This window comes from Streptomyces sp. CBMA152 (assembly GCF_014596475.1).
Classification (GTDB): Bacteria; Actinomycetota; Actinomycetes; order Streptomycetales; family Streptomycetaceae; genus Streptomyces.
In genome coordinates this window covers 66,734-93,565 of record NZ_MECJ01000014.1, presented here as the reverse complement: position 1 = coordinate 93,565, position 26,832 = coordinate 66,734, and the positions used below count along the sequence as shown (strand labels likewise).

Genomic DNA, 26,832 nt, shown 5'->3' with positions numbered 1-26,832 from the left:
TCTCAGGGTGGGTTCAGGCGGCAAGGGGCTGACGGACAGGGACCGCCATACCCACACCCAGCACGCACCCGGCGACGAGACCCGCGCCGTGGTTGTTGGTGACCAGGCAGAGGAGGAGTCCGGCGGCGGGGATGAGGAGGACGAGCCGGCGCAGGGCGGGGAGGCTGCCGCGCAGGGCGTACGAGGTGGCGAGTGCGCCCACCAGGCCGCAGATGGCCACGGAGTCACCGCCGCCGTGAGGGCTCCAGCTGGCCAGGCTCACGGCCTGCGCGGCCACACCGCTCACCGCGAACACCAGCACCATCCGCCCCGCCCCGAGCCGCCGTTCGGCGACGGGAGCGACAACGGCCAACGCGGTGACGTTGAACAGAATCTGGAACCACCCGGAGGACTGCACGGCCAACGCCGTCCCGGCCCGCCACCAGGCGCCTCCGGGGTGCCGCTCCAGAGCGTCGATCATGCCGGGGAACACCGTCTGCGCCACACCGAGCACCACCATGACGGACACCAGCACCGCAGAGGCTATGGGAACCGGCCGCCGCCACATCCGCAACACAGCCAACGGAGGAGCAACCTCCTGACCGCCCTGAGTGGCGAGCGTCGCCAGGAGTCGGGTGCCGGTGACGATGACAGCGGCTGCGCAGGCATAAAGCAATACGGTGTGGACGTTCATGATCGCAGCTTGTCAGAGGGATGCCTTCCTCCGACAGGCGCTGCTGTGCGGGGGTCGATACCTGCAATCCGCCTGGATCCACTGGCGACAGGTGAACGTGAAGGCCCCGGTCGGCGGGCGGAGCGGGGCCTTCACATCGACGCGGGTCACCTGCTGAACCGCGGAGTGGAAGTCGGTTCCATGGGCAGCTGGTTGAGGACCAGAGCGGGTCAGGGGCGGTTGTTCTTCCCGTCCAGCCAGAGGGTGTCGGACTCGTCGCGGTGGGAGCCGGTCGTGCCGACGTGTTTGGCGTCGATCTTCGGCCCGTTCTTGATGACGTGGACGAGCGCCATCCCGTGGCCGCGTCCCAGGTCGTGGTCGTCCTTCAGCCACGTCAGGATGGCCCCCGCCTTGGTCCCCGGCTCGTCGAACCCGCGCTCGTGCGCGAGCGCGATGAACTCGCGGGGCGTCAGTCCGGTCTTGTCCTCGATGTTGTCCAGGTACGCCTGAAACGACATGTGCTCTCTTCCGTTCCTGTCGGTGTGGGGTCAGTTCGGCGGGAGGGTGTAGTGGGCCTCGATGACGCCGTTGGCGAAGGCGCGGGTGGAGGCCGGCGTCAGGGGGATGTGCTCGCCGCCTGCGAGGGTGCGGCCGGTGCCGGCGATGACGGGCGCGATCTGCAGATAGAGGTCGTCCACCAGTTTGTTGCCCAGGAGCCACTGCACAGGGTGATGCTGCCGCCGGTGATCAGGTGGCTGTTGTTCCCCTCACCGACGTCGGTGAGGGTGGAGGAGACGACGTAGTGCTCCACTGCCCCGGAGCCTCGGCCACGCCGTCCAGTGACACGAACAGGCCCGCGACGATCTTCCTCATGGTGTTCCTCCCCTGGCGCCCGACCCTCGCGGGAACTGGACGGTACAGTACTCAAAGAGGAACTAGACTGTCCAGTACTGATGGTGAGAGGGGATGGCATGGAAGTGAACGGGCAGAGCCGGTCGGCGCGCAAACACCAGGTGATCACGGAGGCCGCGACCACGGTGTTCATGGAGAAGGGCTACTCCGGCACCAGCATGGACGACATCGCGAAACTGGCCGGGGTGTCCAAGCAGACCGTCTACAAGCACTTCAGTGACAAGGAGAAACTGTTCACCGAGATCGTCCTGGCCACCACCGACCGGCTCGACGGCATGATCGACCTCGTGGCCGACATCCCGGCCGACGCCGACACCCTCGAAGAAAGCCTCACCCGGCTCGCCCGCGGACTGCTGACCACCCTCACCCAACCCCAGGTGCTCCAGCTGCGGCGCCTGATCATCGCCAGCGCCGGCACCTTCCCCGGCCTGGGCACCACCTGGTACGAGCAGGGCTTCGAGCGCGGAATGGCCACCCTGGCGAGCGCCTTCCAGCGCCTGGCCGACCACAAACTGCTCCGGATCGACGACCCGCTCCTGGCCGCGAACCACTTCTCCGGCCTGCTGCTGTGGGCCCCGGTGAACAAGGCGATGTTCACCGGCGGCGCCCAGCCCACCGAGGCCGACCTCGACCGCTACACGACGGCGGGCGTCCGCGCCTTCCTCGCCGCCTACCGCTGAACCACCGCGTCACCGATCCGCAGAAGGGCAGAGCCACATGACCTGGTCCGAGCGAACGGTGGTGCGCGATGGCGTCCGCCTTGTCTGCCGTGACTGGGGCGGAGACGGGCCGCCCGTCGTTCTGCTGCACGGTCTGGCCGGGCATATGGGCGAGTGGGACTCTCTCGCCGAGGGCCTGAGCCCTCTCTATCGCGTTGTCGCCGTTGACCAGCGTGGCCACGGTGCCAGCGCGCCATCCGCGCGATACGAGCCGTGCCGCTTATGTCGCCGACGTCATCGCGGTCCTGGATCAGCTCGGTCTGCATCGGCCCGTGTTGGTGGGCCAGTCGTTGGGCGGCCACACCGCGATGCTCGCCGCTGCCACCCACCCCGGCTTGCTGAGCGGGCTCGTCCTCATCGAGGCGGGCCCTGGCGGCCCGAATCCGAACGTCCAGGCGGAGATCGGCGGATGGCTCGACAGTTGGCCGACCCCGTTCCCTTCATGCCGTGCCGCCGTCGAGTTCTTCGGCGGCGGCGCGGTCGGAGCGGGTTGGGCGGCCGGACTGGAAGAGCGTGACGGCGGCTGGTGGCCGCGGTTCGACCGCGACGTGATGGTCGACTCCTTGGGTGAGAACGCCCGACGCTCCTACTGGAAGGAGTGGGCGAGCATCACCTGCCCAACCCTGGCCGTTCTGGGCCAGCGGGGCATCATCGCTGCGGAGGAATCCGCCAGAATGCTTCAGCAGCGACCCGAGACGGTGGCCATGAGCGTCCCGAAGGCGGGACACGACCTCCACCTGGAGCAGTCCCACGTCCTGCATGAGGCGCTCCAGCGGTTCTTCCGAGACATCACCGAACCTCCCCACCCACAAGCGAACCTGACCTCCAGTCACCTGGCTGTCGTCCAGGGCGACCGGCATACGCAGCATCCACACCAGCTGCCCTTGGGGTGGCCGGTGGGCGGGAGCGTCGCGCGTGCGTTGTGTGTGAACGTGGGGCGGTGGTGATCAGGAAGCGGCTCAACTTTGCCGTGACATCAGCGAGTTGGTTGCGAGGTGGGAGCGGGGGTCGGTTTCCGTGCTCCGGCGCGGCGCGGCTTCTTTATAAGAACGGCCTCTTGAACGACGTCGGATCTACTCTGGATTAACCCTAGGGGTGTCCATTGGGCTGTCGATGACAATCGAACCTTCGTGGAGCTTCTTGTGAAGCAAATATCCGGCATGCAGGCGGTTCAGTGCGCCGATTTCCTTCATCATCTCCGCGATGTGCCGTTGAACTGATCGGAGGGACAAGCCCAGACCGTCAGCGATCCGTTTGTCGCTTACGCCCTCGACGAGCTGCCGCACGATGGACGAGCGGATTTCGTTTGCGGTGCTCTGTGTGGTGGCGCGATCGTATCGGAGTGGAAAATCCGTTGCGACGGCCCAAGCGTGTTCGAATGCCTGCACGACGGTTTCGACGATACTCGGGTCCCGGGCGATCAGTGCCCCGTGTCCGCCGCTTCCATGCAGTGAGAGCACGGCAACCCTGCGGTCGAAGATGAGGATACGGGGAAACCCTGCCACCGTTGTCCGGACCGCGGCTCCCTGGCCGGCCACGTGTTCCACATAGGCAATGGTTCCCGGACAGAACCGGGCGGAATGCTGATACAGCGTACGCATGCGCACTTGCCGCCGCAGGAGGCTGTCCGCCTTCGCCAGTGATTCGCGGATCAGCTCCTCCGGGCGGGGGCCTCCGGGCTGTGATGTCAGCACTTCCTCGTGGGCGTCGGCTGCCAGTCCGGTGATGAGGTTGCGAACGGCCGAGAGTGATCGCACTTCCTCCAGGCCGGGCGCCCCTTGTGTGCGGGTGTGCATCTCGTAGACAGGCGTGAGGGTTTCGAGTGCCGCGCTGGTTTCGGCAATGGTGCGCTGGAGGGAATGGAATTCTCGGTAGAGCGGGCTGAGTGTGATCCGGCGGGCGGCCTCGGGGGAGACGGCGTGGAACTGGCCGTCATCCGAGGGTCCCTGGAGCAGGCCGCAGTCAATCAGGGCGCGAATGGATTCCTCGACATCGGAGGGCTGGCAGCCGACAGCCGCTTGGATGTCCTGAAACGTCGCGTTCCCCTCGGTAACAAGGTGGGCGTAGACCTGCATGGTTACCGGAATGCCGGATTCCATAGTCTGGGAATGTCCCATTTTTGTCACAGCTGCAACCTACGTCCGGGGGTCGTATTACCGCCAACAACGATACGGCCCCTCACCCACTCTGGACCCCTTGGCCTCCGTCTGGCGATAGTGATGCATCGCCGCAGGTCACGAGCCTGAGCGGCGAGATGACAGACGGGGGAATCCGAAGATGAACACCTTTTCCACCTACCTCAAGCGTGCGCTCATCGTTGTAGCCGCGCTCGGCGCTGCGGCCTGGATCCAGGTCGACGTGTCTGCCACCACCGTCAACGCGCTGGGCAGTGGAACCGCTGTCACCGCACCCGGTAGCGACCTCGGCTGGGGATGACACGCCGCTCCGCGGGGTACAGAGGGTCATCGCGGGTCAGCAGTGCTCCCTTTTGCTGGATAACCCGCCCCTGACCTCCTCTCATGTATCTGCTGCGCCTATTCAGCCGCCAGCAGTGCGTTCATTCATCGGAGCGTCATGCGTTCCGCACTCTCGGATAGGCGCTCCCAGTCGCTTTCCTGAGAATTGATTGCATTCTCCGAAAATCATGCACCCGTATCTGTGACGTTCCGGTGCGTGCGGAGATGGTTCCAGCAGAGAAGTGCTCGCCGCTGATCTATTCGTGGCGCCGTAGAGATCGGGAAGTCAAGTGTCCGAACGACATGTGGAACTGCTGGCCATCGGAGCCGGGCCGGCAAACCTCGCGCTGGCAGTAGCGCTCAGCGAGGTGGCACCGCCGTGGCTGGTGGAAAACTCGCTCATCGTCGAGCAGGCGGAAGACGTGACGTGGCAGCGCGGCATGCTGATGCCGTGGGCGCGCAGCCAGGTCTCGTTCCTGAAGGATCTGGTCACACGCCGCAACCCCACCAGTCGTTTCTCCTTCCTGAACTTCCTTCACGCGGTCGGCCGCCTCGACGACTTCATCAACACGGGTTCGTTCACTCCGCACCGGATGGAGATCTCCGCGTATCTCCGGTGGGTGGCGGAGAACGTCCCCGTCCCGATCGAGTTCAACAAGAGGGCGGTCGGCATCCAGCCGATCGGGCTGGAGTCCGGGGACCTGACGGGGTGGAGGGTCACGTTCTCCGACGGATCGGCCATCGCCTGTCGGAACCTCGTCATCGGCGGGGGCCGCGACGCGCGTGTTCCCGAGGTGTTCCAGTCGCTGCCCGCCGAGCGCGTCATCCACAGCACGGAGTTCTCGGAACGCATCGGCAAGCTCGACCGGTCCGAGGCACATCGCATCGCCGTGGTCGGTGCCGCACAGAGCGCCGGGGAAATGCTGTGGGCGTCCTACCAGGACTTCCCGCATGCCCAGCTGACGCTGCTCATGCGGTCGATCGGCCTGGTGGGCTACGAAGGCAGCAAGTTCACCAACGAGCTGTTCTACCCGTCGTTCATCGACGAGTTCCACTCCTCGCATCCCGTGGCCCGCCACCAGATGCTCGAGGAGATGTACCGCACGAACTACGGCGGTCTCGCACCGGATCTGCTGAACACCCTCTACCACCAGATGTACCAGGACCGGCTCACCGGGACCGAGCGCATCCAGATGGTGGGCATGACCGATGTGGTGGCGACGCACATGGACGGTGACGACGTCGTGCTGACCCTCACCGACCGCAAGACCGGAAACAGCGACTCCCTGCGGTGCGACATGGTGCTGCTCGGCACCGGATTCGTTCGCTCCATGCCCGCCCACATCCGGGATCTGGCGACCTCTCTGGGTCTGGCCGACATCGAGGTCGATCGCCACTACCGCATGCTGATCCCCGGTCAGACCGGCGCCGGCTGCTACCTGCAGGGAGTCAACGAGGCCACGCACGGCATCGCCGACTCGCTCCTCAGCGTGCTGGCGAGCCGGGCCGGGGAAATCACGGCAGACATCATCCAGCAATACGAGGCCGGCTCCGTGTCGTCCCGTGCAGCGTGACCGAAGGAATTCTGATGGAGATCCGTCATCTTGACCGCAGCGGGCTTGTCCACGAGAACGGTCTGGACGCCCAACGCCTCGTACCCTGGCCCGCGTTGAACGCCCCCTTCGAGGGGTCCTGGTGCGTCATCAGACCGGGCACCGCCTCGACCCCTCACGCTCATCACGAGTACGAGATCTTCATCGCGATGTCCGGTACGGCGGTCCTCGACCACGACGGCGGACGAACGCCGTTCACCGCCGGTGACATCGTGCACTTCACTCCCGAGCAGCGGCACTCGATCGTCAACGAGAGCGAAGCCGACTTCGAGATGTACAGCATCTGGTGGGACCGCCCGATGGCCGAGCTGTTCCTCACGAAGGACGGGGAGGGCAAGTGAACGCCACCACCGTCATCATCGCGCCTCCGCCCACGCCCAACGGGAACCTGCACCTCGGTCACATCGCGGGACCCTTCCTGGCCGGCGATGTGTACGCCCGCTACCTGCGCGCCAACGGCCGACCGGTCATCTTCACCACCGGAACGGACGACAGCCAGACGTACGTGGTCTCCAGCGCCGCGAAGCTCGGTACCACTGCGCAGGAACTGTGTGCGCTGTCCGCGAAGCAGATCGAGAACACGCTCGACGTGATGGGCATTTCCATTGACGGATTCGCCGCGTTCGACGACGGATACCGGCAGACCGCCCTGGACTTCCTCACCGAGCTGCACGCAGCCGGCCGGTTCCGGCTCCGCACCGGTGTGTTCCCCTACCTGGAACGTACCGGCGAATTCCTGATGGAGGGCCTGGTCGCCGGTGACTGCCCGGTCTGCCTGGCCGAGAGCCGGGGCGGGCTCTGCGAGTCGTGCGGCCACCCGAACAACTTCGCGGAGCTGATCAACCCCCACTCCACGATCGACCCCGCCGAGCCGGTCGGCTTCCGCGAGGCGGAGATCCTCGTACTCCCCATGGAGGAGTACCGCGATCAGCTCACCGCCTACCACGAGAGCCAGGGCGCGAGCTGGCGTCCCCACCTCGTGCAGCTGTTCAAGGAGGTGCTGTCCCGGCCCCTGCCGGACTTCCCCATCACCTTCCCCACCGGGTGGGGAATCCCGGCGCCGTTCCCCGAGACGCCCGGGCAGGTGCTCAACGCGTGGGCCGAGGGCATGGCCGCGTCGATGTACTGCACCTGGTGGGCCCAGGGTGACGTCGCGGCGGCGACCGACGAGGCCTGGCGAGCCGAGCACGCGGCCAAGCTGGTCTACTTCCTCGGCTTCGACAACGGCTACTTCTGGGGTGGCACGCACCTCGCGCTGCTGATGGCGCACAACGGCAAGTACATCCTGCCCGACACCATCGTCTGCAACGAGTTCTACGAACTGGAGCACCAGAAGTTCTCGACCAGCAAGGGCCACGTGGTGTGGGCGGAGGACCTCGTCAACGAGGTGCCTCGCGACCTGATCCGCTTCTACCTCTCGCTGACATGTCCCGAGAACCAGCGCACGGACTTCAGCCGAGCGGCGTTCGAGCAGATCACTCTCGACCGCTTGAGCACCCCGTGGGGGCTGTTGTCGCAGAGGCTGGTGCAGCGGCTCGACACACTCCGCGATGCGGGTCCGTCGGCGACCTCCGCGGAGGGAAGGGCCCGCGCCGGCGCGATGACGGACAGGTTCCGGGCGTGCTTCGAACTGCCTTCGTACAGCCTGGCCAGGGCCGCGGACCTGATCGTCTCGCAGGTGCAGCGGCTCAGCCGCAACGCGGCCGACCCCACGGCCGACCCGGGCGACCTTCTCCTTGAGGTCCGGACGCTGCTCGCCTGCGCGTCCCCCATCCTCATCGACGTCGCCGAGCAGGCTCGCACAGCCGGCGTCGACCTCGGCTTTGAGGGTGGTTCCGCCGCCGAGGTCCTGCCGTTCCACCTGCCGGTGATCGGTGATGCCGCGGGGGCCGCCTCGTGAAGCTGCTCGCGATCGAGGCGTCCCAGTACGGCACCTACTACCGGACCCGGTATCAGCAGGTGGAGGAACTGGGTATCGAGGTCCACGTACTGAACGGCCTGGGTACGCAGGACTTCTGGCCCGAGGACCGGTACCGGGTCGTCGGCAGCAAGCACATCGACGACATCATCGAAGCCGCACGGAACTGGCACGTTCAGGAGCACTTCGACGGCGTCTTCACCTTCAGCGAGTTCAGTGTCATACCGGTGGCGCATGTCGCCGAGGCACTGGGCCTGCCCACGATCGGGGTGGAGGCCGCGCGGGCGAGCCGGAACAAGCTGCTGATGCGGCAGGCCCATGAGGAGCACAAGGCGCCCCACCCGCGGTTCCGGTATGTCTCCACGGCCGATGAGGCGGCCGCTGCCGCCGAGGAGTTCGGCTACCCCGTGATCCTCAAACCCACCCTCGGTGCGGCCAGCAGCTTCGTGTTCCGGCTGGATGACGCGGAGGACCTGCGCGAGCGGTTCCCCGTCGCTGCCCAGGGGGTGACGGACGCGCCCCTGTTCCAGATGGAAGCCGACGGTGTGGACGTCGGCCCCTCGGGCCTCCTGATCGAGTCCTTCCTCGACGGGAACGAATACCTGATCGAGGCCGTGGCCTGGGAAGGCGAGGTGTATCTCGGGTCGGTGGTCGATCGCGTCACCGTCGAGGGCGACACCTTCGACGACGACGTGCATCACGCACCCACCTCACTGACACAAACGCAGCTGGCTCAGGTACACCGGGCCGTCACCGCGGCGGCACATGCACAGGGACTTGAGCGGGCCGCGATGCATGCCGAGATCCGATTCCACGACGGCGAGCCGTACGTGGTGGAGATCGCGGCCCGGCCGGGAGGCGGCGGCCTGGACCACATGGCGAGGCTGAGCGCGGGATTCTGCCCCATCCGCGCCACGGCGTCCGTTGCCGCAGGGCTGCGGCCCGAGGTGGGGCACTACGCGCCCACCGGCGTCCACACGGCGGCGATGTGCCTGATCTGCGCGCCGGGCACCATCGGGGCGATCACCGTGCCCCCGGAGGTCGAGGAGTCGGACCGGCTCTTCTTCTTCAAGGTGACCGCCAAGCCCGGCGACCTCGTCAAGCGCCCGCCGGAGGGCAACAGCATTCTCGGTTTCCTCGGTGCCACCGGCACCTCCTTCGAAGACGCGATGAACACCGCCAGCGACCTGGCCGACAAGATAGAGGTGTCCCTCTCATGACCCGTGAGCGCATAGCCCGCCCGCGTCACTACCTGATGTGCCGGCCCACCTACTTCGCGGTCGACTACTCGATCAACCCGTGGATGGACCCCGGCAAGCCGGTCGATGCCGACCTCGCGATCCTCCAGTGGGAGCAGCTGCGCGAGCTGTTCGTCTCCCTCGGGCACACCGTGGAACAGATCGAGTCCCTGCCGGGCCTGCCCGACATGGTGTTCGCCGCCAACGGCGCGACCGTCGTGAACGGGCGTGTTTTCGCCGCCAAGTTCCGGTACCCGGAACGAGAGGCCGAAGGCCCCGCGTACGCCGACTGGTTCCGGGCTCGCGGTTTTGACGTCCATGACCCGGTCCACGTCAACGAAGGCGAGGGGGACTTCCTCGTCGACGACGACATCATCCTCGCCGGCACGGGATTCCGCACCGAACCCGAGGCCCACCGCGAAGCGGAGAAGCACCTGAGGCTTCCTGTCGTCGGCCTGGAGCTGGTGAACCCGCACTACTACCACCTGGACACGGCCCTGTCCGTCCTGGCGCCCGGTGAGATCATGTACTACCCGGCCGCCTTCTCCGAGAAGAGCCAGCAGTTCCTGCGCAACCGGTACCCCGACGCGATCACGGCAACGGACGAGGACGCGCAGGCCTTCGGCCTCAACGCGCTGTCCGACGGCCGCAACGTCATCCTGCCCGAGGCGGCGACCCATCTCGCACAGCGCCTGGCCGAGCGGGGGTTCACGCCGATCGGAGCGTCCCTTTCGGAACTGCTGAAGGCCGGCGGAAGCGTCAAGTGCTGCACGCTGGAGATCCGCAACCGTGACTGACCTCGACGGAAGGCGTTTTCGTAACGCCGCCTACGGTGAGCAGGCACCCGTCGCCCTGTACCGGCAGGACGGTGACCTGCTGTGGGCGGACTTCGAGGGCGGCGACGTCCGTCGTGGGGCGCTGTCCGGCAGACGACTGCCGGACGGAACCCTGGAGTTCGCCTACAGCATGGTCATGGCCAGTGGCGACATCATCGCGGGCCGGTGCCACAGCACGGTGGAGGTCGGCCCCGACGGCCGTGCCACGCTGCACGAGACCTGGGAGCGCTACGGGCCGCACGCGGACACCGGGGTCTCCACGTTGGTGGAGGTCTGATGTCCGCCGCGAACGAAGCCGTGATCCTCGTAGTGGGAAGCGGCGGGCAGGCCTACCGTGAGTACCTGCTCGCCGGCGCTCACCGCCAGCTGCCCGTATGGCTCCTGGACTCCGCGGAGCCAACCTGGCAGCGTCCCTTCATCCGCGGCTGCACGGTGGTCGAACTCCTTGACCGGACCCGCCTGATCCCCGACCAGGAAGCGCTGCTCAAGGCCGCGCTGACCCTGGCCGACCAGCGGCAGATCGCCGGCGTGTGGACCTACGACGAGACACTGGTCGTCGCCGCCGCGCACATCGCGGAGGCACTGGGACTCCCCGGCCTGTCCGTCGAAGGCGCGCAGAACTGCCGGAACAAGGAGCTCACACGCCGGCTGCTGACCGCAGCCGGGTTGCCGCAGCCCCGCTTCCGCTATGCGCGATCTGCTGAGGAGGTGCGCGCGGCGGCGGCGGACATCGGGTTCCCCGTGGTCCTCAAGCCTCGCGGTATGGGCGCCAGCATCGGTGTGATCCGAGCGGACGACACGGCCGCCCTCGACCACGCGTACGAGGTCGCCGAGCAGGCGAGCCACGGCGGCAACCCCGCGTACGAAGGCGGCGTCCTGGTCGAGGAGATGCTGGTCGGCCCGGAGATCAGTGTGGACGGCGCCATCGTGGCAGGGGTGTACACGCCCTTCGTCCTGGCCCGTAAGCAGGTCGGCCTGGAGCCGTACTTCGAGGAGACGGGACACGTGGTGGACGCCGGCGATCCGCTGCTGTCCGATCCGTGGCTGCTCGACGTCCTGACGCGGGCCCACCACGTGCTCGGCGTCCAGGACGGCATCACGCACACCGAGGTGAAGCTCACCTCTGCCGGACCGGCCATCGTGGAGGTGAACGGTCGGCTCGGTGGGGGCCTCATCCCGTACCTGGGGAAGCTGGCCACCGGAATCGACCCCGCGCTGGTGGCCGTCCAGGTAGCCACTGGCCAGGAGCCGTCCGTGAACGCGACCAGCAGCGACTGCGTCGGCATCCGCTTCGGCTACCCGCCCCAGGACGGGCGGGTACAGGACGTCAAGGTCCCCCGTTCCGGTCCGGGCCTGATCGAGGCAGCCCCTCTGACCAAGGTCGGCGACACACTGCTCCTGCCGCCCCGCGGGGTGGTGGCGCGCTTCGGCTACGCCATCTGCCGGGGAGACGGCCAGGAGGCGTGCGAAGCGGCGCTGGACGCCGCGCAAGCATCGTTCGCGCTGACTCTTGAGCCGATCGGGGGATAGCGCGATGAGTATCGCGGTGATCGGTGGAGGGATCGCCGGCGCGGCCCTCGCCTGGCGGCTGCGGCAACTCGACCCCACGCTGGAGATCACACTCTTCGTCGGCCATCACCACGTCCGCGGAGACGCCACCGGTGCCTCCGGGGGAATGGTCCGGGGCTTCGAGACCGACGCCGAGCTGTGCGGCGCCGCGACGGAGAGCATGGCCGAGCTGGTGGCCAGCCCCGTGCTGCGGGACTGGGCGGACTATCGCGAAGTCGGGTCCCACTACTTCCTGGAACCCGCCGACGTCGATGTCGCGGCCCTGGCCTCGATCGTCGAAGCGAGACTTCCCGGCTCGCTCACCATCTCGGCAGCCGAGGATCTTCCCCGCTCCTTCCCGATGCGTGGCCTGCCCCAAGGCGCCGTCGCGGTGACGGAGCGCCGGGGCGGATACTTCTCACCCCACCGGCTGCGCACCTCGCTGGTGGGTGAGGTGCTCCGGTCGCGGGTCGTGGTCTCCCACGATCCTGTGGCCGGGGTGCGGCCCGACGGAGTGATCCAGAGTGCCGAACGGGTGCAGGCGCAAGGGTTCCAGGCCGTCGTGATCGCGGCCGGAGCGTGGACGCCGCACCTCCTGCTGGACCAGGACCCGGCAGTCGCCGGATTCCGGACCAAGGCGATCCAGTACGTGCGTTGCCCCCTCGCTCCGCCAGGACTGGGTGCCTTCACCGACGAGACGACCGGGCTGTACGGGCGCCCCCTGTCGGATGGTGGCCTTCTCCTGGGGATACCGACGGACCGGTGGGGTGTGGATCCGGACGCGGTCGGTGTCGACCCTGCTCTGGTCGCCACCCTGCTGGAGGTGGCGGCGACGCGGCTGCACCTGTCCCAACAGCCGTCCGACGTCGCGGGGTTCAGTTCGGCGGACTGCTTCCACCGGCAACCGGGCCTCGCACTGCGCGACCTGGAGAGCGGTTCGCCGGTGTACACCTTCTCCGGCGGAAGCGGCGGCGCCGCCAAGACCATCCTGGCCGCGAGCCGAACCGCCGCATCCCAGCTGCTCGATCGCCTCACCACAGATCATTCGGGGCCACCGCAGGCAGACCGGTAAATCCGGATTCCTCCGCACCCGCAATCCCCCCCCCCACAGACACGGCCCCGCTCGGGACCGCCACGCGAAAGATGATGCACATGACCACTGCTGCCCCTTCCCTCAACGCCAAGGCCCAGCTGCTGCGCTCGTACCACTGCGGGGACGCCCTCGTCCTGCCCAACGTCTGGGACGCCGCGAGCGCCGCGCTGTTCGCAGCGGCGGGTGCCAAGGCGATCGCCACCACCAGCGGTGGGGTCTCCTGGGCGCTGGGACGCCCTGACGGCCAGGGGCTGTCGCGAGCCGAGATGCTCGCGATGGCGCAGCGCATCGCCGCCACGGTCGACGTGCCGGTGACCGCGGACATCGAGGGCGGCTACGGTGCCACCCCTCAGGACGTGACCGACACCGTCGATGCCGCTGTAGCCGCGGGCGTCGCCGGCATCAACCTTGAGGACTCGGGCGCCGTCGACTCCCCTCTGTTCAGCGTGCAGGCGCAGTCGGCACGGATCGGCGCGGCGCGCGAAGCCGCGGCACAGGGCGGCGTCCAGGACCTTGTGATCAACGTCCGCACCGACGTCTTCCTGTTCGAGGTAGGCGACCCGTCCGGCCGGTTCGACGAGGTCATCGGCAGGGCCCGGGCCTATGCCGAGGCCGGAGCCGACTGCCTGTTCGTTCCGGGCCTGGTCGATCTGACGGTCCTCAAGCTGCTCGTCGACGCCTCCCCGCTGCCGGTCAACGCCATGACCGGCCCCGGTGGCCCGAGCGTGGCCGACCTCAGTGCCGTCGGCGTGCAGCGCATCAGCGTGGGCACCGCGATCGCTGAGATCGCCTACGCGGCGGCACAGACCGCAGCCCGCGAGCTGCTCTCCGACCCCGGTGAGATCCGCCCGGCCGCGCACCCCCTGACGTACACCGACATCAACGGGCTCTTCGCCTGAGCACGGAACCCGATTCAGCGGAGGAGGACACGTGAGCGACCCGAACTGGGGCGCGCTGGCAGGCCAGTTGCAGGGGAGAGTGTTCCACCCAGGAGACCCCGGCTACCGGGTGGCCACCCAGGTGCGCAACAAGCGCCATGAGGGCATCCGCACCCCTCGTGCCGTCGCCTTGGCGGCCCATCCCGAGGACGTGAGAAAGGCCGTCCTGTGGGCACGCGAGCACGACGTTCCCGTCGTCGCGCGTTCTGGCGGACACAGCTTCGCGGGATACTCGCTCAACGACGGGCTGGTCGTGGACCTCAGCAGGTGCTCGCTCGTCGACGTGGACGAGTCGGCCGGCCTGGTCACCACAGGGGGCGGAGCGCGGACCGGGCAGATGCACGACCGCCTGCGGCCCTACGAGCTGACCGTTCCCACCGGGACCAGTCCCCTGGTCGGCATCGCCGGTCTGACCCTTGGCGGCGGATGCGAGTACGCGTCCCGGAAGCTGGGGCTCACGTGCGACTCCCTGGTCGAAACCACTCTCATCACCGCGGACGGCGACCTGCTCACGTGCAACGAGAGCGAGAATCCGGACCTGTTCTGGGCATGCCGGGGCGGGGGCGGCGGGAACTTCGGCATCAACGTGTCGTTCACCTTCCGCGCGCACCAGGCCCGAGATGTCGCCATGTGCCGTCTCGCCTGGGAGTGGTCGGACGCGGCGAGGGTGATCGATGCCGTGCAGCGTCTCCTGCCGCAGGCACCGCACGACTTCTCCCTCAACCTGCGGATCGCCACCGCCGGTATCGACACCGCCACGTCCACCACGCACCGTGTCGTCGCGATCTCGGGCTACTACTTCGGCTCCTCCCAGGAGCTGCGTGAGCTTGTCGCACCCCTGCTGGCCGTGGCGCCTGTGACGAGGCAGCAGTTCGTCGATCAGACGTACTGGGAGGCGAAGGGGAACATGGCGCACCCCTCACCCGTCGACGACCACTTCATCACCCGCACCAGATATGTGAAGCAGGCCGTCTCCGACCAGGGAATCCAGTCGATCCTCTCCTGGATGGAACGCTGGCCGGGCAGCAGCAACCCGGACGGCGGCGGGCTCGGCATGTTCGCCTGGGGCGGCGCCATCAACGAAGTGCCCGCCACCGACACCGCGTTCGTGCACCGCGACACCATGTTCCTCGCCTCCATGGACGCGTCCTGGAGCCGCGAAGACTCCTGTGAGCGGGTTCGGGCGGTTCAGGACTGGGTGAACGGCCTCTACGACGACATGGGTTCCCACATGTCCCACTCGTCGTACCAGAACTTCGTCGATCCGGATCTGCCCGCATGGACAAGCGCCTACTACGGAGCCAACTACGCGCGGCTTGTCGAAGTGAAGCGCAAGTACGATCCCGCGAACGTGTTCGGCTTCGACCAAGGAATTCGGCCATGACATCTCTTCACGAAACGCGGGGCAGTGCACGATGAAGAAAACGAGTGAGGGCGAGCGCATAGGTGTCTTCGCCGCACTGAAAGCAACCCCGCGCACCGCGCGCTTCCTTCTCGGCGGAATATTCGTCAACCAGATGGGCGCGTTCGTCCAGACGTTCCTCGTGCTCTACCTGGTGCACAACCACTGGTCGACGAAGCACGCCGGACTCTGTCTCGGCGCCTACAGTCTCGGTGCATTGGCAGGCGGTCTGATCGGCGGCGAGCTGACCCAGCGGCTGGGTCCCCGTAACACCATCATCACCGCGATGAGCTGCTCGGCCTTGTTGGTGGCGAGCCTTCCGCTGCTGAAGGACCCGGGCAACTACGGCTTCGTCGTCGCCCTGGTCGGCGCGGCGGGTGCGGCGACGGCTGCGTACCGGCCGGGAGCCTCGGCGCTGTTGAACGAGGCGATGCCCGAGGAGCTTCGGGTGATGGCCTTCTCGATGATGCGGACCGCACTCAACCTCGGATCCGTGATCGGTCCGTTCACGGCCGCGGCCCTCACCCAGGCCAACTGGGATCTGCTCTACTGGGTCGATGGGGCCACCGCGCTGGGATATGCCCTGTTCTCCCTCGCCTTCCTCCCCGCCAAGGCTGCCGATTCCCACGGAACTTCCCCCCAGGCCGTGACAGAAGTGCAGCCCGCAAAGAAAATCGGGTACCTGGCGATCCTGCGGGACACCAAATTCGCTCTCTACCTCGCCTCGATGACGCTGAGCGCCATGTTCTACATGCAGTTCATGGCCGTGCTTCCTCTCAAGGTTCAGGCGGACGGGCACCCGATAGCTCTGTACAGCAGCGCCCTCGCACTGTCGTCGGGGCTTCTGATCACCCTGGAACTGAAGATCACCAGTTATGTCTCGCACTGGAAGGCGCCGGTGGCGGCCGGCATCGGGACCCTCGTCATGTCACTGGGCCTCACCGCGTACGCCATATCCGGTGCACCGGTGGTGATCCTGCTGGGCACGGCCGTGTTCGTGAGCGGGATGATGACGAGCGGACCCACCTTGTGGGCACATCCCGCCAAGAAGCCCGCGGAGGTCAAGGGGCGGTACATCGGCTCGTCGCAGGCGGCGTTCTCCCTCGGGTCGGCGACGGGAACGACCCTCGGCGTGCTCGCCTGGGGGATGCTCGGCAACGGCATCTGGCTGCTCTGCGGAGCGATCGGGGCCATCGCGGCACTGTGCGCCGCGTACGGGCTCAGCGAAACCCGGGAAAAGAGTCGGCAGCAGGACATCAGCAAGGTCGCGGATGCGACGGCTGCCTGACCCGATCCGTAGGCGCGTCCGTGTACTGGGCAGCGCGCGCCTGCCCACCCCCACTCAAGCTGGACAGCGGAAGAGGAATCAACAATGGCTGACCGCCCCGTAATCATGGTCGGGTTCGTCCCCGTGGCAGTGGCTTCGCTCGCTCAGTTCCAGCCCGACCGATCCGTGATCATCATCGATGAGCCGGACGTCATACGTAAGCGTGATGTACGTGCGCAGGTGGCGGACGCCCAGGTCGTCCGTGAGGTGATCGGCTGGGAATACCAACTCGCCGGAGCCGCCGATGAGTTCGCCAACGCGTTCCCCGACCTGGACCCCGCGGCGATTGCCGCGCTCCAGGAGTACGCGACGCCGTTCGCGGCCAGACTCGCGGAGCGGTACGGACTGCCGGGGGCCGGTTTCGGCGCGGCGCAGATCATGCGGGACAAGGAACTGCTGCGAAAGGTGACCGCCGCCGCGGGCATCCCCAACCCGCGGTCCGTGTCCGTCGCCGACGAAGCCGACCTGCGGAAGTTCATGGACCAGCACGAGGGGCCGGTGGTGCTGAAGCCGGCCAACCGGCAAGGCTCCGTGGGTACGAGGATCCTCTCGGGGGCGGACGAAGTGGACGCGGCCTGGATCGAGTGCACCGACCACGACGAGGGCATCTTCGTACCGGACCGCCCCCGCGATGTCCGCATGCTCGCGGAGCAGTACGTGGCCGGTGCCGAGTACAGCGTGGAAATGCTGGTCGACCGGGGCACCCCTCTGTTCGCCAACGTGACGGAGAAGACCCTTTTCCCCGGCGACCGTCCGGTGGAGATGGGGCATGTGGTGCCCGCCGACATCTCGCAGGAACTGCAGGACCTGCTCTTCGAGCAGACCAGGCAGGTGCTCAAAGCGGTCGGTTTCGGCAGCGGGGTGGTCCACTGCGAATGGATCGTCTCCGCGAGCACGGCCTTTCTCGTCGAGTGCGCGGGCCGTTTCGCCGGTGACGGCATCATCGACCTGATCGACCGCGCGTACTCGATGGACCTCGTCAAGCACTTCTGGACCGTGATGAAGGGCGAGCCGGTGCCGGGCCCCCTGCCCAGCAGCGCCCAGAGGGCGGCAGCCGTTCGCTTCCTGCACACCCGGCCCGGCCTGGTAGAGACGGTCGACGGCATGGACCAGGCCCGGCAGGTACCCGGCGTCGTCTCCTGCACCGTCGTGGTGAAGGCGGGTGACCGAGTGCGCAGGCTCCGCAGTTCCAAGGAACGCATCGGCGCCGCCACTGCTGTGGCCGAGACGGTACGGGAGGCGCGCTCGCGCACCGAGGAAGCCCTCGCCAGGATCAATATCGTCACGGTGCCGACGATCTGATGGCACAGGGCGGCGGGTCCGAGCCACCCTCCAGCCCGTCATCCACCACAACAGGAGGGGATCGGCATGGCCGTGACAGTTGACGAAGTGCGGGCCCACGCCCTGAGCTTGCCCCGAACGTACGAGGCCTTCGTGCGGGACCGGGTGAAGTTCCGTGTCGGCCGGATCGTCTACTTGGCGTTCTCCCGGGACGAGAGAGCCATGGGCTTCTCGTACCCGAAGGAGGAACGCGCCGCGCTGGTGGCCTCGGAGCCGGACAAGTTCGCGATGCCGTCCCCCAGGGACGAGCGTTTCAACTGGGCCCAGGTGCGGCTGACTGCCATCGACGCCGAAGAGATGCGGGAAATCGTCACGGAGGCGTGGCGGATGGTGGTGCCCAAGAGCGTGGCGTCGACACACCTGGGAGCCGGCTCCACGCCGGCCCTCCACACGCCCTCCCTTGCCGACCTCCGGGCGGCGGCCGACGTCTTCAACGGTTTCGCCGACATCGACAGGAGCTGGCACTCCCTTCGGGACGGCACCGGCCCGGCCCTGGACCTGGCCCGCGCCGACCATCGCGATGCTCTGCTGCGCTGGCTCAACTCCTGGGGCTGCCGCATCCGCTACCCCCGAGAAGGCGAGCCGGCCCTGTTCGACACCGGGCTCGCCGGTTGGTGGGCCACGTGGCAGGACGCTCTGCCGTCGGGCACCCTGGCGAGCCTGAGCGACTCTTCCGTGGCCGCCTTCGGCCGTGCCTGCGGAGAACTGGCGGCCATACCCGTCGCAGCGGGCCGGGCGGCACGCTCCCTCGGCCCGACCGCTGCCGCCAAGACCCTCTACGCCCTGCGACCGGAAGCGATCATGGCTTGGGACGCGGCGATCGCCGAACGCCTGCACGGCGCTCGCGACGCGGCCGCGTTCACCCGACACCTCACCCTCGGCCGTAACTGGGCCAGAGATGTCCTGAGCGAGACCGATGTGGCTGAGGACGCCCTCCCGGGACTTGTCGGCCGCCCGGGTATCCCTTTGTCGAAGATCCTGGATGAATACCTCTATGTCCGATTCTCCATGAAGAAGAAGATGCCTCGTTGACCTCGGCGTTTCGGCCGGGGTGAGCCCGGGTGCAGGCCCGCAACACGAAGGTGTTTCCTGAACCGCACTGCCGGGAGGGTCAAGCGCCAACGGGATGCCCATTTCCCCTGCTCCCGCCCGCCCCGCCACAGCGCGCCCACGCGGCCGGGTGGCCGGGACGGGGAGGGGTGGGGGTGCCGGTCACCATCTGAAGATCACGCCGCGCCAGGTCCATCCCGCGTCGAGGGCCACCTTCACCAGTGGGTCTCTCATCTCGCGTGTGTCGAAGCGGAACGTCTCGACCTTGTGTCGGTGGCCGTCGGCCCCGCGCTCGTACGACCACTGGCGGTACACCGCGGGTGCGTGCCCTCGGCCGTGCTGCCTGCCGGAGTGCTCGGGTGAGTCCTCCCACCGCTCCTCAAGGACACGGACCTCGCGGTCCGCCGGGACCAGGCGCATGCGGGTCTTGAGGGCCACGTTCAGTTGCGGGATCTGGAACTCGGCCACCACATCGGCGCGTTCTTCGGGGATGCCGTGGCGCACGCGGAAGCGCAGGTCGGGGGCGTTGGTGTTGAGTGCGAGCAGCGCGGCCCGCACCTCCATGGTGGGCAGTGGTTTCACACCGCTGTCGGGGTAGCGGGTGCCGGTCATCCTGTCCCGAAGTCGGCCCATCACCAAGCCCCCGCCCCTGTGTCGCCGGCGTCCTGATAGCCGGGGCGAACCGTGCGCACGAAGTCCCGCTCGGTCTCGACCGTGCCCACCCGCTGATCCGAGCCGCCCGCCCGCTCGCGGTCCGGCTCCTGACCTGAATCCACCGGCATGTTGCTGTCTCCTGATCGAAAGGATCTGATCCTATGCATGGCAACCCCGGCCAGGCCGGGCGTTCCGTGCAGGCAAAGGGCGCGGGCGTTGTCAGACCCGTCTGCGACGGGGGGTGTGTACGCGGTGGTGAGAGGAGCCGCCCCGGATCGGGGCTTGAGGGGGGCATCGTGGTGGGTCGCAACGACGGCTGGGCGGACGTGAGTGGGGAGGACTGGCAGGACTACGACGGCATACGGCAGCGCCTCGATCGGGGCGCCGATCCCGACGCGTGGCGCGGAGGCCTGCCCCTGCATTGGGCGGCGTCGCACGGCTCACCGCAGGTCGTCGCGGAGCTGGCCCGACGCGTCGCGGACGTGGACGCGCTGGAGGAGGAGAAAGGGACGACCGCGTTGTGGGAGGCCGTTCTGTCCGGCCGGCCGGACAACGCGCGGGCTCTCGCCGCCGCCGGAGCCGATCCCTGGCGGATCCAGATCGGCGGCTGGTCGCCGGGACGGCTCAGCCTGGCCGGACCGGTGCCCGACCTGTTCGCGCTGCCCGCCGGGCAACGCGGACTGACCGAGGCGGAGCGTACGGCGGTGCGGGAGGGCCGACGGCTCGTCGCGGTGCTGGGAGACATCCGCTACGAGGGCACGGGCCTCGCGTGCGTCGCGGGGATCGACGCCGAGGAGGCCGTACGCCGCTTGGAGGCGACGGAGGCGGAAAGCCGGGCGCTGGACGGGCTGCTCGTGGACCCGTACGCGTACGACATGGACGAGAGTCTGCGGATCGTCGGGGTGACGAGCGTGCCGGGCGGCTGCGTCGTCACCCAGCCGTGGGGCTACGCGCCAGCGATGCCGGGCCCGCTGGCCCGGCTGTCCGCCGGCACCGTCTGCTACGGCCTGTACGCCAACCCCAAGAGCGGCAACCAGGGCAGCATCACCCGCGACGGGGGCATCGAACGCGGGGGCCTCCACCCGGGCGGGCCGCCGTACCCGGACTCCACCGCGCAGGAAGTCCTGGCCTCCTACCTCTGCCGCTACAACGCGGTGGCCCACTCCTGTCTCTACGCGGGCCTGCGCCTCACCGACGCACGCGCCGTCGTCGGTCCACCCGATCTATGGGTCCGGCTGCCGCAGGGTGACTACTGGAGTCGCTGATGCCGCCATAGAAACAGCCGAGCCGGTCGGATTTCGGTTAGCCTTGCCGTCTTGGCTCCTGGGGTGGGCTGGCGCCCGTGGGCCTTGCCCGCGTGGGTGATACCGAGTGAGAGGGCGGCACGTCTGTGACTGTCGAGTTCAGCATGGCCGACGCCGAGCATCTTCCGTTCGTCAAGCACAGTCTGCTGGAAGTGCACGCGGAGGTCTGGCGCAAGGATGCGGAGCCGGCCGTGGACGCGGGGTCGGACAAGTCCTTCGAGGCGCGTTTGGAAGCGGCCGCGTCGATGCCGGGCTGGACGGTGGCCATCGGCTATGAAAACGGCCGTCCCGTCGGTTATTGCCATGGCTTCTGCCTTGCGGCGGACACCGACTGGTGGTCGAACATGATCCTGCCGCTGCCGAAGTACGTGACCTGGGAGACCGGTCAGCGTACGGCCGTGCTCAGCGAGATAGCGGTACGCAAGCCCTGGCGCGGCACCGGGGTCGCCTCCCAGCTGCACGAGATATGGCTCTCGCTGCGGCAGGAGGAGCGGGTCACGCTGCTCGTGGACCCCGCCGTCGGCGACGGAGCACTTCAGGCCGCCTGCGAAACCTGGGGATACCGCAGGGTCGCCGACCACCGGGAGCTCCACGCAACCACCGCCCACACGGCGATGATCCGCCCGGTACGCCACCCCTGACGCCCTGCCGACCCGGCGCCCTCGGCCCGTGAACTGCCTTTGCACGCCCATCAGTTGCTCACCGCGCCGACCAGTTCATGCGCCCGGTGGCGGACGCAGACGCCGCGCGTCGGCAGCGCCGGGCGGCCGCACGGCACACCCTCGGTGTGTGAACACCGAACCGGCTCCGGCTGCCCGGTGGGCGCGGACGACCGGGCAGCGCCTTCGCGGCAGGGCCCGCACAGCCCGTCGGTGAGCGCGCCTTTGACGAGAAGGATCCGGCAGCCGCAGTCGGCGCATTCGCCGCGCGGCGGCCACTGCGGTGCGCGTGCCGAGGCCGTCGCCGCATCCGGGTCGGCCATGGCGGGCCCGCTGTCGCACATCCCCGATCCGGGGCGCGCGGCGCCGTCGTCGGGACGCAGGGCTCGCTCTCGCCGCCGGGCCGCGCGCCGGTCGGCGACGACCTCCTCGCACAGCGCGCAGAGCGCGCCGGTCGACCACAGCACGCCCGCCTCGCAGTCGAAGTGCCCGCAACCCCAGCGCGGCAGTGCCACGCCCAGCAGCCACCGGCCGGGATCCCGGATCAGTGACGGCGAGGTCCCGGCGAACCGGACGGTCAGACGATGGCGCAGCCGGTCCACGGCGGTGCCGTCACGCAGCTGGCGGCCGGCCTCCTGGGCGATCTTCCGTAGGACGACGTCGCTTTCGACCCGCTTCAGCAGCCAGTGGACGGGCTCCAGCGCCGCGTGGACCTGCGGGCTCATGGCCAACCGGGCTTCGGCGTACGGGGACCGGGGCGATCGCGCGCCGCTGCCCCGCCCCTTCGTCGTCGGTGTCGAGGAGGCGGCGCGGGTGGTCTCCCGCGCGCGCGGCGCGCGATTTCGTGGCACCTCGGCAGCTGACGCGGCTTCAGGCCGGTCCAGGACAACGCCAGGGCCCCCACCTACCGGTAGTGCGCCTACGGCGGGTGGGAAACCACCCCGCTCGTCATCAGGTCGGTCAGTCCTAGGTGATTCCTCATTCGCGAGCGATCCCTCACCCACCGAGGCACCCGATCCCTCACCGACCACCGCGGTCGCAGCCCGGCCGGGCAGTGCCTCTTCGGCGCTGTGCGCGCACCGGGCCACGGCGACGACGCCGATCCGGGTACTCCGTACGGCCGCGGGTGGGATCTCGTGGGCGACGTACTGGTGGCGGCCGCGCGTCCCGGCTCGCCGTCCCACGCTCACCCAGCCCGCGGCTTCGAGTTGGCCGACGACGCTTGCGGCCGCCGCGGCGGTGACCGGCTGCCCGGCCCGTGTGCCCGAGTGGTGGCGCAGGAACCCGGCGAGCTCGCCCAGCGTCAGCGGGATCCGCTGGACCTGGGTGAACACCAGTACCGCGTACGCGCGTAACTGCCGGGGGGTGAGGGCCTCGCACGCCGCGACCGGCAGCCACACGAACCGCTCCGACGAAGTCATCGCCCGCACCTGTCGCCGCGCTGTCGTCCCGGTGCCTCCAGGCAGCGAGCGCCGCGCGTTCTGCGGCAGCTCGACCACGCCGTCGGGCGCCGGGCCGCGTAACTGCGTCAGCCCGCGCTCGACCGATGCCTTCGACATCCCCAGGTACGCGGCGAGGGTCGCCGTTGAGGCGGTGCACCCCTGCGGTCGCAGTCCGAGCGCCTTCACCTTCATGTAGACCGCCAGCGCGATGTCGGCGTAGAACGCCGACTCGACCAGACGCCACGGTACGCGTACCCGCTGCCGTCGCTGCGGTGTGTTCGCGGCCTCGTGCGACGGGGGCGGTGCGCACTGCCCGCAGGGCTGCGCCGCCGTGCCCCTCACCGCATCGCCCAGGGCGAAGGGCGTGCGATGCGGGGCCCCTCACCCCCACGGAACAGGATCAAGCAGACCAAGTTGACATCGTCGGGCTGGTGAAAGGCGAAACTCTGGTGCAAAATAGCGGCAGCCTCCATCTCATAGGGAGGACATGACACAACTGCTCGGTGGGCCTTGGTGGTTCGCTGCCGGTCTGTGTCATGGGTTCGGGCAGAACCAAAGATCGAAGTGTTCGCATCGGCTGGTACCGGGGCGAACAACTCCTCCGGGCGGCCTGGTAAGCCGAAGCCGGAGACATGTGGGGCGCACGGCCACGGTGCGGCAAACACCGAACGGCTGAGCGCCCCGGCGGCCGGGCCGCCCACTCCTTACGTCATCTCCACCCCCGTCGGAGCACAGACGTGTCCGCGTCCGAGCGGATACGGAAGCAGGCAGGCCGAGTCCGGGTGTCCGTGAGCCGTGTGGTCACCGGCCCGACTCGCCGTACAGGCCGAGTCCCTCCAGTGCCCGGATCGAGCGGTAGTCCGCGTCGATCGCATCGCGGGAGGTGGCGGCCAGGACGATCTGGCCGGGGCACGTCGTGCGGTCGACGGTGCGCCGCACGCGCATACCCGCCACCAGCGGCCCGACGCCGGCGACCACCGTCGGCAGGGAGTCGAGGGTATGCAGAAGATGTCCGTCGAGGACTCCGTCGTGCGGGGCGATCAGCGACACGCGGGACACGTGCCGGTGCGGGCCGGTCGCAGGCGCGAGCCGTCCGGTGACACTGACTTCGACGGCGGCCCGCACGGGGTCGATGCCCGTGGCCCGCGCCGCGAGCTCGTCGCCCGGTGACGTACGGGCAAAGGCCCGGGCGGAAAGCAGGGTGGGGCCGCGCTCGGTGGAGAAGGCGATCCGGCAGCGGGCCGCACCCGCCTCCACGCCCAGCACGTCCAGGGCCCGTATCGCGTAGCGCGTCAGGGTGCGGCCGAGCAGGCTGTCGGGATCCATCAGGTCGGAGCGGCCGTGCACGCCCTCGCCGGTGCGCAGTTCGGACCAGAGCGCGGCCACGCGCTGCCCGGTGCCCGGGACGGCGACGGTATGGGCGACGAACTGCTGGCCCGTCACCCTTTCCTGGATGACCAGGTCGCCGGTGCCGCTCTCGTGCAGGGCGGCGCGGCGCAGCCACGGCCAGGCCGAGCGGATCTCGGCGTCGCTGGTGCACACGGCGGCAGGCGCGGTCACCGCGCTGTCGGCGGCGGTGAGCAAGTAGCCGGGCAGGCCGCAGAGTTCCGCCCACCGCAGCGCCGCCGTCAGGCTGCTGGTGCGCAGGCTGCGCGGGGCCGCCAGACCCCGGTCGCGCAGCGCGGCCGCCTGGACGGCCCGGTCGGTGCGCAGCGCGGACGTCGAGGGCAGGTTGCCGACCATCCCCAGCGCATGGGCCAGCCGCTCGGCCAGGTCGACACCGAGTCCGCTCCCCGGCACGATCGCGCTGACGTTGCGGGCCCGCAGGGCGCGCGCGGTGCGGCTCACGCTGTCGTGCCGGATCGTGTCCTGATAGCCGGTCGGTCGGCCGCAGTTGCGGTGCGCCGCGGGCAGTGTCTCCGCGGGCAGGGTGACGGCGACACCGCTCCAGCCGTGGCGGTCGTACTGCTGGGCGTGGTGGCCGCCGTCACCGTACGGGGCGACGACGGCCACGCATCCCAGCGACGGCACGGAACGGGCGGACAGCGCCAGGGCAGTCGAGGTGTGGGACACGGTATGGCTCCGGAACGGGACGCTGGCCGGGAAGGCGAACAGGCCGAGCGGCAGGGGAGCGGGGCTCCCGTGGGTGGGTGGTCGGGGGCATGAGCGCGCCGGGGAACCGGGCGATCGTGCGGCGGTTGGGCGTCGGCCGGCGCCAAGGGCTCGCGGGCCGGCCGGGGGAGGGGGCGCCGCCGGGAGTGGACGGCGCCCCCTGCCGGGCCGAGGCACCCGCCCCAGGCGGCGGGCGTACGGCGGCTCGTCGAGGGAAACGAGGCCGCCGTCTCGGCTGGTCCCGGTCAGCTGGGGGAAGTGTGCTGACCGGACCTCTTGGGGGCGGAGCCGACGGTGGTTCGGCGGTGGGCCGGTCCGCCTGCCCGCTCCGGGCAGGCGCACGGGGCGGGCGGCACCGGCCGGCGGCACACGGCCGCCGCCGGGACCCCGCGGCACGCGGCGCCGAAGGCGGGGCTCGGCCGGGGCCGGGCATGGGACGACGCCGGCGGTACCTGCTCGCCGGGTAGTGGACCGGGACTGCGGACAACAGCGCACGAGGCTCCCCTCGGTGATGGGGAGCTCGTGCACCCTGACAACAGATGTGCCCCGTTCGCGCGTGGCGTGAGGTGATCGCGCACGTCCTGGGCATGACTGTCCGTCAAAGACGGCGCGGTGGCGGCGCGCCGTGAGCACCCCGGCAGTGTGAGTTCGGTTTCCTGGACCTGCTCGACACCGCGAGTGGCTTGGAGCATGAGGTCCCGCTCGCCGACCGGGCGCCGGTGGCGTCCTGCGGTACGGGGCCGCGAGGAATCAGTGCCCCATGATGATCCCGTTGCCGACGCAGAGGGCCGCGCCGGAGATACAGGCCTGGCCATCCGTCATACGGGCGGGCAACTGGCCGTTCGTGACTCTCGCGTTCGCCACCGGCGCCTGACCGTTGCCGTGGGCGGCCTCGACTTCTTCGAGGACCGGATCGGCCTCGGCGCCGCCGGTCACATCGCACGGCACACCGAGGAACCCCTCAGCGGGTGCGGTAGTGCGGTATACGGCGGCGACCCTGTCCCCACCCCGCGCGAGGCGGCGGGCCGTCTGCGGCCCGATGCCTCGGTTGCCGCCGGTCACCAAGACCGAACGGGCTTGTCCCCGTGCCATTCTCCACTCCCCGTCTCCGCCGGCCGGGAACCCTCTGAACCCGTCATCGCCGGACCAGATCTCTCTGGAAAGACAAACCTCCGCACCGGCCTCTATCGGCAAGGCCGCAGTGCGTGAGGGGTAAATCGGTATGCGTTTGTCGGCGCCGCGATAGGGGCCGCTCCTGCCTTGGCATGTTCAACTCGCCACCTCATGACCGGATTTCGATGTCCCCCCAGACGTCGGAATCCGTACGAGGCGAGAGTCGCCCATCGGCGAGATGCGGTTCTGACCGTGAAGGGATGTGCGGGGCGTGCGTGTCGAGCAAATGCCCGGCCCGTCGGCGCACTTCCCACACCGAAGAGCCATACGACACGTGTCCTCCATCCCCGTTCGCTCCGGTCGTCCGGATGACCACTGTGCATCCCGATGGTGGTTCATCCTGGCGGACGTGACACCCTTTTAACAACGGGAAGTAAATCTCCGGTATTCTCGTATCTGCTATTTAACTTTCAACTACTACTGCTCTGGGGGAAGAGGCGCGTGA

Annotated in this window: 26 protein-coding genes and 1 pseudogene; 18 read left to right on the top strand and 9 right to left on the bottom strand. The window is 68.8% G+C overall.

Annotated elements, in window-relative coordinates; all coding sequences use genetic code 11:
* Positions 1-13 precede the first annotated feature (13 nt).
* The 3 genes from BG418_RS13180 to BG418_RS39845 all read right to left on the bottom strand — a co-directional run bounded on the left by BG418_RS13180 (position 14) and on the right by BG418_RS39845 (position 1,377).
* Positions 14-673, bottom strand: coding sequence for a rhomboid family intramembrane serine protease (locus BG418_RS13180; RefSeq protein WP_188273995.1), 660 nt, complete (start codon positions 671-673; stop codon positions 14-16).
* Between the two features lie 209 nt (positions 674-882).
* A complete protein-coding gene (locus BG418_RS13175; RefSeq protein ID WP_188273994.1) occupies positions 883-1,170 on the bottom strand; it encodes a DUF4287 domain-containing protein in 288 nt (95 codons plus the stop codon).
* Positions 1,171-1,200: 30 nt separating this feature from the next.
* Positions 1,201-1,377: a dihydrofolate reductase family protein gene (locus tag BG418_RS39845; RefSeq protein WP_223184762.1), complete on the bottom strand. Its 177-nt coding sequence runs from the start codon at positions 1,375-1,377 to the stop codon at positions 1,201-1,203.
* Positions 1,378-1,623: 246 nt separating this feature from the next.
* Between BG418_RS39845 and BG418_RS13165 the strand changes: the two genes are divergently transcribed.
* Together BG418_RS13165 and BG418_RS13160 are read left to right on the top strand one after the other, a co-directional pair.
* Positions 1,624-2,244, top strand: a complete 621-nt coding sequence (locus BG418_RS13165) for a TetR/AcrR family transcriptional regulator (RefSeq protein WP_188273993.1) — start codon at positions 1,624-1,626, stop codon at positions 2,242-2,244.
* Positions 2,245-2,281: 37 nt separating this feature from the next.
* Positions 2,282-3,230, top strand: a pseudogene (locus BG418_RS13160) (alpha/beta fold hydrolase).
* A gap of 126 nt (positions 3,231-3,356) precedes the next feature.
* Here BG418_RS13160 and BG418_RS13155 read toward each other — a convergent pair.
* The gene (locus BG418_RS13155; RefSeq protein ID WP_188273992.1) at positions 3,357-4,382 is read right to left on the bottom strand and encodes a LuxR C-terminal-related transcriptional regulator; all 1,026 of its coding nucleotides are present in this window, start codon (positions 4,380-4,382) and stop codon (positions 3,357-3,359) included.
* A 178-nt stretch (positions 4,383-4,560) separates the two neighbouring features.
* Here BG418_RS13155 and BG418_RS13150 point away from each other — a divergent pair, with 178 nt between their 5' ends.
* The 14 genes from BG418_RS13150 (at position 4,561) to BG418_RS13085 (ending at position 19,025) form a co-directional block, all read left to right on the top strand.
* Positions 4,561-4,719: a hypothetical protein gene (locus BG418_RS13150; protein ID WP_188273991.1), complete on the top strand. Its 159-nt coding sequence runs from the start codon at positions 4,561-4,563 to the stop codon at positions 4,717-4,719.
* A 310-nt stretch (positions 4,720-5,029) separates the two neighbouring features.
* On the top strand, positions 5,030-6,313 hold the full coding sequence (locus BG418_RS13145) for a SidA/IucD/PvdA family monooxygenase (protein ID WP_188273990.1): 1,284 nt from the start codon (positions 5,030-5,032) through the stop codon (positions 6,311-6,313).
* Between the two features lie 14 nt (positions 6,314-6,327).
* A complete protein-coding gene (locus tag BG418_RS13140; RefSeq protein WP_188273989.1) occupies positions 6,328-6,693 on the top strand; it encodes a cupin domain-containing protein in 366 nt (121 codons plus the stop codon).
* On the top strand, positions 6,690-8,252 hold the full coding sequence (locus BG418_RS13135; protein WP_188273988.1) for a class I tRNA ligase family protein: 1,563 nt from the start codon (positions 6,690-6,692) through the stop codon (positions 8,250-8,252). Before BG418_RS13140 ends, BG418_RS13135 begins: the two co-directional genes overlap by 4 nt.
* Positions 8,249-9,490, top strand: coding sequence for an ATP-grasp domain-containing protein (locus BG418_RS13130; RefSeq protein WP_188273987.1), 1,242 nt, complete (start codon positions 8,249-8,251; stop codon positions 9,488-9,490). The genes BG418_RS13135 and BG418_RS13130 overlap by 4 nt, the downstream gene beginning before the upstream one ends.
* Entirely contained in the window at positions 9,487-10,305 is an 819-nt protein-coding gene (gene ddaH, locus BG418_RS13125) for a dimethylargininase (RefSeq protein ID WP_188273986.1), read from the top strand. Before BG418_RS13130 ends, ddaH begins: the two co-directional genes overlap by 4 nt.
* The gene (locus BG418_RS13120; RefSeq protein ID WP_188273985.1) at positions 10,298-10,621 is read left to right on the top strand and encodes a hypothetical protein; all 324 of its coding nucleotides are present in this window, start codon (positions 10,298-10,300) and stop codon (positions 10,619-10,621) included. Before ddaH ends, BG418_RS13120 begins: the two co-directional genes overlap by 8 nt.
* The gene (locus BG418_RS13115) at positions 10,621-11,874 is read left to right on the top strand and encodes an ATP-grasp domain-containing protein (protein ID WP_188273984.1); all 1,254 of its coding nucleotides are present in this window, start codon (positions 10,621-10,623) and stop codon (positions 11,872-11,874) included. The genes BG418_RS13120 and BG418_RS13115 overlap by 1 nt, the downstream gene beginning before the upstream one ends.
* A 4-nt stretch (positions 11,875-11,878) precedes the next feature.
* Positions 11,879-12,964: an FAD-dependent oxidoreductase gene (locus BG418_RS13110; protein WP_188273983.1), complete on the top strand. Its 1,086-nt coding sequence runs from the start codon at positions 11,879-11,881 to the stop codon at positions 12,962-12,964.
* Between the two features lie 80 nt (positions 12,965-13,044).
* The gene (locus BG418_RS13105; RefSeq protein ID WP_188273982.1) at positions 13,045-13,884 is read left to right on the top strand and encodes an isocitrate lyase/phosphoenolpyruvate mutase family protein; all 840 of its coding nucleotides are present in this window, start codon (positions 13,045-13,047) and stop codon (positions 13,882-13,884) included.
* Positions 13,885-13,915: 31 nt separating this feature from the next.
* A complete protein-coding gene (locus BG418_RS13100) occupies positions 13,916-15,307 on the top strand; it encodes an FAD-binding oxidoreductase (RefSeq protein ID WP_188273981.1) in 1,392 nt (463 codons plus the stop codon).
* 31 nt (positions 15,308-15,338) lie between these two features.
* A complete protein-coding gene (locus tag BG418_RS13095) occupies positions 15,339-16,613 on the top strand; it encodes an MFS transporter (RefSeq protein WP_188273980.1) in 1,275 nt (424 codons plus the stop codon).
* A gap of 84 nt (positions 16,614-16,697) precedes the next feature.
* Positions 16,698-17,954 (top strand): ATP-grasp domain-containing protein, encoded by a 1,257-nt coding sequence (locus BG418_RS13090; RefSeq protein WP_188273979.1) that lies wholly within the window; start codon positions 16,698-16,700, stop codon positions 17,952-17,954.
* 66 nt (positions 17,955-18,020) lie between these two features.
* Positions 18,021-19,025 carry an MmcQ/YjbR family DNA-binding protein gene (locus BG418_RS13085; protein WP_188273978.1) on the top strand — a complete coding sequence of 335 codons (1,005 nt, stop codon included), beginning with the start codon at positions 18,021-18,023 and terminating at the stop codon, positions 19,023-19,025.
* Between the two features lie 180 nt (positions 19,026-19,205).
* Here BG418_RS13085 and BG418_RS13080 read toward each other — a convergent pair whose 3' ends face one another.
* Together BG418_RS13080 and BG418_RS13075 are read right to left on the bottom strand one after the other, a co-directional pair.
* Complete coding sequence (locus BG418_RS13080) at positions 19,206-19,655, bottom strand: hypothetical protein (protein ID WP_223184761.1); 450 nt, start codon at positions 19,653-19,655, stop codon at positions 19,206-19,208.
* 20 nt (positions 19,656-19,675) lie between these two features.
* Positions 19,676-19,825: a hypothetical protein gene (locus BG418_RS13075; protein ID WP_188273976.1), complete on the bottom strand. Its 150-nt coding sequence runs from the start codon at positions 19,823-19,825 to the stop codon at positions 19,676-19,678.
* 168 nt (positions 19,826-19,993) lie between these two features.
* On the opposite strand from BG418_RS13075, the gene BG418_RS13070 reads away from it, so the two are divergent.
* Entirely contained in the window at positions 19,994-20,962 is a 969-nt protein-coding gene (locus tag BG418_RS13070; RefSeq protein ID WP_317453638.1) for an ankyrin repeat domain-containing protein, read from the top strand.
* 125 nt (positions 20,963-21,087) lie between these two features.
* Positions 21,088-21,642 carry a GNAT family N-acetyltransferase gene (locus tag BG418_RS13065; protein WP_188273974.1) on the top strand — a complete coding sequence of 185 codons (555 nt, stop codon included), beginning with the start codon at positions 21,088-21,090 and terminating at the stop codon, positions 21,640-21,642.
* Positions 21,643-21,692: 50 nt separating this feature from the next.
* Here the strand turns inward: BG418_RS13065 and BG418_RS13060 are convergent, their stop codons facing one another.
* The 3 genes from BG418_RS13060 to BG418_RS13050 form a co-directional block, all read right to left on the bottom strand.
* The gene (locus BG418_RS13060) at positions 21,693-23,444 is read right to left on the bottom strand and encodes a hypothetical protein (protein WP_317453637.1); all 1,752 of its coding nucleotides are present in this window, start codon (positions 23,442-23,444) and stop codon (positions 21,693-21,695) included.
* Positions 23,445-23,903: 459 nt separating this feature from the next.
* On the bottom strand, positions 23,904-25,175 hold the full coding sequence (locus BG418_RS13055; protein WP_188273973.1) for a hypothetical protein: 1,272 nt from the start codon (positions 25,173-25,175) through the stop codon (positions 23,904-23,906).
* Positions 25,176-25,964: 789 nt separating this feature from the next.
* Complete coding sequence (locus tag BG418_RS13050) at positions 25,965-26,306, bottom strand: SDR family NAD(P)-dependent oxidoreductase (RefSeq protein WP_188273972.1); 342 nt, start codon at positions 26,304-26,306, stop codon at positions 25,965-25,967.
* Between the last annotated feature and the right edge of the window lie 526 nt (positions 26,307-26,832).